This is a genomic window from Dietzia sp. SLG310A2-38A2, assembly GCF_014145095.1.
Lineage (GTDB): Bacteria > Actinomycetota > Actinomycetes > Mycobacteriales > Mycobacteriaceae > Dietzia.
On the sequence record NZ_JAALDX010000213.1, the window covers coordinates 1 to 5,811 of the forward strand.

General features: G+C 70.1%; 5 protein-coding genes. All 5 read left to right on the forward strand.

All coding sequences use genetic code 11. The features are described from left to right. On the forward strand, positions 1–571 hold a 571-nt coding region (locus tag G6027_RS08055), incomplete at its 5' end, for a M23 family metallopeptidase (RefSeq protein ID WP_182636721.1). A gap of 183 nt (positions 572–754) precedes the next feature. Beyond that, positions 755–1,840 (forward strand): S-(hydroxymethyl)mycothiol dehydrogenase, encoded by a 1,086-nt coding sequence (locus G6027_RS08060; RefSeq protein ID WP_182636722.1) that lies wholly within the window; start codon positions 755–757, stop codon positions 1,838–1,840. Continuing rightward, a complete protein-coding gene (locus G6027_RS08065) occupies positions 1,837–2,496 on the forward strand; it encodes an MBL fold metallo-hydrolase (RefSeq protein ID WP_182636723.1) in 660 nt (219 codons plus the stop codon). The genes G6027_RS08060 and G6027_RS08065 overlap by 4 nt, the downstream gene beginning before the upstream one ends. A gap of 17 nt (positions 2,497–2,513) precedes the next feature. Beyond that, positions 2,514–5,261 (forward strand): cation-translocating P-type ATPase, encoded by a 2,748-nt coding sequence (locus G6027_RS08070; RefSeq protein WP_182636724.1) that lies wholly within the window; start codon positions 2,514–2,516, stop codon positions 5,259–5,261. A gap of 76 nt (positions 5,262–5,337) precedes the next feature. Further along, positions 5,338–5,787 carry an SRPBCC family protein gene (locus G6027_RS08075; protein ID WP_182636725.1) on the forward strand — a complete coding sequence of 150 codons (450 nt, stop codon included), beginning with the start codon at positions 5,338–5,340 and terminating at the stop codon, positions 5,785–5,787. Positions 5,788–5,811: the final 24 nt, after the last annotated feature.

Here is a 5,811-nt window from a genome sequence, read left to right on the forward strand (position 1 = left end):
CGGCGGTGTCGCGATGGCCGCCGCCCCCGCCGCCTCCGCCCAGTCCTCCGATATCGACGTGAACCAGCTCGGCCAGATGGCCCAGGAGTTCGCGCAGGGCATCGGCCTGAACGAGGCGCAGCTGCGCGAGTACGCCATCGACCCGGCGATGTTCGGTTCGCTCGGCTCGCCGTCCGCGGCGGTCGGCGGCGCCCACGCCCCGACCCTCGGCCCGATCACCTCGGGCTTCGGTCCGCGCTGGGGGACCTTCCACAACGGCACCGACTTCGGGGCCCCGATCGGTACACCGATGTTCGCCGCCAAGTCCGGCACTGTCGTCGCCGCCGGCCCGGCCTCGGGCTACGGGCTGTGGATCCGCATCCAGACCGACGACGGCTACCTCCTCGAGTACGGCCACAACGACCAGAACTACGTCTCGGTGGGCCAGCGCGTCCACGCCGGTCAGGTCATCGGCACCGTGGGCAACCGCGGATACTCGACCGGCCCGCACCTGCACTTCGGCGTGCGCAACCCCGCCGGCCAGTGGATCGACCCCGTGCCGTGGCTGCGCGCCAACGGCGTCACCGTCTGATCGGACCACTCGAGCTGTCCGCTCGACCTGCCGGAGCCCCGGACACCACGAGTGTCCGGGGCTCCGGCCATTTCGCGTGCGCACAGATGGCTGGATCTGCATATATGGCAGGGTGGGAGGGGTCAGGACCGGGCTCCGCCTGATCTGGTCCCGAGCCGTACCGACCTCGAGGAGAAGCTGGGCATGTCACAGACCGTCAGGGGCGTCATCGCCCGTACCAAGGGTGCGGATGTCGAACTCGTCGACGTCGTCGTCCCCGACCCGGGACCGAACGACGTCGTCGTCCGAGTTCAGGCGTGCGGCGTCTGCCACACCGACCTCGCCTACCGCGACGGCGGCATCAACGACGAGTACCCCTTCCTCCTCGGCCACGAGGCCGCGGGGATCGTGGAGACCGTGGGCGACCGAGTGACCCACGTGTCCGAGGGCGATTTCGTGGTGTTGAACTGGCGCGCGGTCTGCGGCGAGTGCCGGGCATGTAAGCGCGGGCAGCAGCAGTACTGCTTCGCCACCCACAACGCCTCCAAGAAGATGACCCTCACTGACGGCACGGAGCTCAGCCCGGCGCTCGGGATCGGTGCGTTCATCGACAAGACCCTCGTCCACGAGGGGCAGTGCACCAAGGTGGACCCGGCGGCCGACCCGGCCGTCGCGGGACTGCTGGGCTGCGGCGTGATGGCCGGCCTCGGTGCCGCGGTCAACACGGGCAACGTCTCGCGGGGCCAGTCCGTCGCCGTGATCGGGTGCGGCGGTGTCGGCATCGCCGCGATCGTGGGTGCCCGTCTGGCGGGCGCCTCGACCATCGTCGCCGTCGACCTCGACGACACCAAGCTCGAGTGGGCCCGCGAGTTCGGGGCCACCGACGTGGTCAACTCCTCCGGCACGGACCCCGTGGCCGCCATCCAGGAGCTCACGGGCGGATTCGGCGCCGACGTCGTGATCGACGCGGTCGGCCGACCCGAGACCTACGAGCAGGCCTTCTATGCCCGGGACCTCGCCGGCACCGTGGTCCTGGTGGGCGTGCCCACGCCCGAGATGCGGCTGGAGATGCCGCTTCTCGACTTCTTCGGTCGCGGCGGGTCGCTCAAGTCCTCCTGGTACGGCGACTGCCTGCCCGAGCGCGACTTCCCGATGCTGGTCGACCTGCACCTGCAGGGACGGCTTCCGCTCGAGAAGTTCGTCAGCGAACGCATCGGCCTGGACGCGGTCGAGGCCGCGTTCGGTGCCATGAAGTCCGGTTCCGTCCTCCGATCGGTGGTGACCCTGTGAGCGAGACCCATACCAGTGCCGGCAATGCCGGTGGCCTGCGCATCGAGAAGGTCGTGACGAGCGGCGTCTTCGCCCTCGACGGCGGCGAGTGGGAGGTGGACAACAACATCTGGATCCTCGGCGACGACTCCGAGGTGTACATCATCGACGCCGCCCACACCGCCCAGCCGATCATCGACGCGGTGGCCGGGCGCACGGTCAAGGGCATCCTGTGTTCGCATGCCCACAACGACCACATCACCGTGGCGCCCGAGCTCGCCCGCGAGCTCGACACCCGGGTCTTCGTCCACCCCGGTGACCAGATGCTGTGGGAGGAGACCCACCCGACGGTCGCTCACGAGGACCTCGAGGACGGGCAGACCTTCCAGATCGCCGGGACCGGGTTCACGGTCATGAACACCCCCGGCCATTCACCCGGCTCGTGCGTCTTCCACGTCCCCGAGGCGGGCGTCCTGTTCTCCGGCGACACCCTGTTCTCCGGGGGCCCCGGCGCGACGGGACGGTCGTACTCCGATTTCCCGACCATCATCACCTCGATCCGGGACCGGATCCTCACCCTGCCCGCCGAGACCCTGGTCCACACCGGTCATGGTGACGGCACGAAGGTGGGCGAGGAGTCCCCGCATCTGGAGGAGTGGATCGCCCGGGGCAGCTGACCGGGCACGATGGGGGGATGACGACGACGGACCGCGCCACGGAGCCCGAGCAGCGCACCCCCTGGCACACACTGACCACCGCAGAGGTGGTCGCTCGCCTCGGCGCGGGATCGAACGGCCTGACCCGCGCCGAGGCGTCGCGTCGCCGCGCCGAGTACGGCCCCAACACCCTGCCGGTGGCGGCCGGAGTGCCGGCCTGGAGACGGGTCCTGCGGCTGCTCCGCGACCCCATGATCATGGTTCTCGCAGTGGCCGCCGTGGTGAGCGCCGTGATCTCGCGCGAGTGGGAGACCCCGGTCGTCATCCTCCTGGTGGTGGTGCTCAACACCGTCCTGAACTACGTGCAGGAGACGCGAGCCGAGGAGAGCCTGGCCGCGCTGAGTGACATGGCGGTGCCGCACAGCCGGGTCGTGCGGGACGGCTCCGAGGTCGAGGTGGACAGCGCGGATCTCGTCCCGGGTGACGTCGTGGTGGTGGAATCCGGTGACCGTGTCCCCGCCGACGGCCGGGTCCTCGAGGCCTCCCGGTTCCAGGTGGCGGAGTCGGCGCTCACCGGCGAATCGGTCCCCGTGGACAAGACGGCGGGAGCGGTGGCCGCCGCGGATGCTCCGCTCGGTGACCGCACCGGCATGGTGTTCATGAACACCGAGGTCACCCGCGGTCGGGCGCGCGTGGTGGTCACGGGGACCGGCGAGCACACGGAGATGGGGGCGATCGCCGAGCTGCTCGGCGGGGCGGGCGGGGAGCAGACGCCGCTCCAACGGCGGATCGGGGTCCTGGCCAGGGTCCTCACGGTGATCGCGTTGGTCGTGGTGACGCTGGTCATGGGGATCGGACTGGTGGGCGGGCAGTCGTGGGAGGACATGCTCCTCAGTGCGGTCTCGCTCGCCGTGGCCACCATCCCGGAGGGCCTCACGGCCGTCGTGGCGTTCACCCTCGCGATGGGCGCCTCGCGACTCGCCCGAGAGGGGGCGATCATCAAGAATCTCGCGGCGGTGGAGACCCTCGGGTCGACCAGCCACATCGCCACGGACAAGACCGGCACCCTCACCCTCAACGAGATGACCGTGACGCGGATCGTCGCGGGCGGTGCGGCCTACACCGTCACCGGGACGGGCTACCAGGCGGCGGGCACGATCCTGTCGTCGGATCCGGACGCCGTTCCGGACCTCCGGAGGGCCGCGGTCGCCATGGCGCTGTGCAACGACGCGATCGTGACCGACGGGGAGCTCGTCGGCGACCCCACCGAGGGCGCCCTGCTCGTCGCCGCCACCAAATGTGGACTCGACGTGGAGGGACTGCGTGCTGCCCGCCCGAGGGTGGCCCAGGTGCCCTTCGACTCCGACTACAAGTTCATGGCCACCGTCAACCGTGCACCGGGAGGGGGGCTCGCGCTCAGCGCCAAGGGCGCGACCGGTGCGCTGCTGCCCCGGTCGACCCACGTGTGGAACGGCACGGACGCCGTGGAACTCACCGATGAGCTGCACGAGGCGATCCGTCACGCGACCGATGAGCTCGCGGGGCGGGGACTGCGGACCCTGCTGGTGGCGGGGCGCCCGTTCGAGTCAGTATCCGGCGCGGTCGATGAGAGCGTGCTCCTCGACGAGGTGCGCGGGCTGACCGTGTTCGCCGTGGTCGGAATAGTCGACCCGCCCCGCGCGGAGGCCGCCGAGGCCATCCGGGTGGCACGCGAGGCGGGGATTTCCGTTCACATGATCACCGGCGATCACCTCGTCACGGCCTCGTCGATCGCCCGGGACCTGGGGATCGAGGGGGAGGCGGTGCGAGGGGTGGGCCTCGACGGGATCGACGACGACGAGCTGACCGAGCGGGCTCCCGGCCTGGGAGTCCTGGCCCGGGTGTCCCCCGAGCACAAGATCCGGATGGTCCGGGCCCTGCAGTCCGGCGGGGACGTGGTGGCCATGACCGGGGACGGCGTCAACGATGCGCCCGCTCTGAGCCAGGCCGACATCGGGATCGCGATGGGGATCACCGGCACCGACGTGTCCAAGGGCGCCGCCAACATGGTGCTCACCGACGACAATTTCGCCACGATCGTCTCGGCCGTAGAGCAGGGCCGCGGGATCTACGACAACATCGTCAAGTTCGTGAAATTCCAGCTCACCACCGCGTGGGCGTTCGTGCTGGTGTTCCTCGCCAGCGGGCTGTTCGGTCTGGCTGCCGTGCCGTTCACCGCCTTGCAGGTCCTGCTGGTCAACATCGTCATGGACGGCCCGCCGGCCATGGCCCTGGGCGTGGAGCCCGTGGAGAAGAACGCGATGCGGCGACCACCCCGACCCGCCGATGAGCAGATCCTCACCCCGTCACGACTGGTACGGATCCTGTGGCTGGGCGTGGTCATGGCCACCGGGACACTGCTGGTCCTCGCGTTCGCGGAGACGATCTTCCCCGAGCGCGTGGGCGTGCCGTTGTTCGCCACCACCCTCGCCTACGCCGCCTTCGTGTTCTTCCAGGTGTTCAACCTGATGAACGTCCGATCCACCGACGGCTCGGTGTTCTCCCGCGACATGGCACACAACGCCCCGATCTGGGTGGCGCTGGCCGCGGTCCCGCTGCTGCTGGTGGCCGTGGTCCAGGTTCCCTTCCTCCAGGGGATCTTCGACACCACCCCGTTGCACGCCGATGAGTGGCTGTTGGCGGTCGCGGTGGGCTCGTCGATCCTCTGGCTCGAGGAGCTCCGGAAGATCGGTGCGAGGTGGCGCGCTCGGCGGCACGACGGATCGGGCACGATGGTGGTGGTCTGACGCGCCCCTGTCGAGGGCGCCGCCGCCGGCGATACCGGTGGGCGCGACGTGGTCAGGCAGAGGAGGAGTCACGATCATGGGCAGGGTCACCGCCAGCAACACCATCGTCATCGAGGCACCCGTCGCTGCTGTGACGGCCGCGATCGCGGACTACGCCCAGGTCCGTCCCCGGATCCAGCCCGAGCAGTTCACCGCCTACAGGTTGATCGAGGGCGGCCAGGGCCACGGCACGGTGGCCGCGTGGAACCTCCAGGCCACCAAGAAGCGCAGCCGGGACGTCAAGGCAACCGTGACCGTGGACGAGGCCGCGGCGCACTGGTCGCTGGTGGAGAAGGACGCCAACTCGTCCATGGCCACCACCTACACGGTCCGCGAGGCCACCGGCGGTGCGCTGGTGGAGATGACCACGTCGTGGGACGGAGCCGGGGGAGTGGGGGGATTCTTCGAGCGGACCTTCGCCCCGGCCGGGCTCAAGCGCATCCAGCATCAGCTCCTCGCCAACCTCAAGGCCGACGTCGAGGGGTAGGCCCCGAACCAGGCGCTGAGGGGT

Bases quoted from the DNA above. Each gene is read 5' to 3' on its own strand.
- G6027_RS08060 (WP_182636722.1), top strand. From the start codon at position 755: ATGTCACAGACCGTCAGGGGCGTCATCGCCCGTACCAAGGGTGCGGAT.
- G6027_RS08070 (WP_182636724.1), top strand. From the start codon at position 2,514: ATGACGACGACGGACCGCGCCACGGAGCCCGAGCAGCGCACCCCCTGG.
- G6027_RS08075 (WP_182636725.1), top strand. From the start codon at position 5,338: ATGGGCAGGGTCACCGCCAGCAACACCATCGTCATCGAGGCACCCGTC.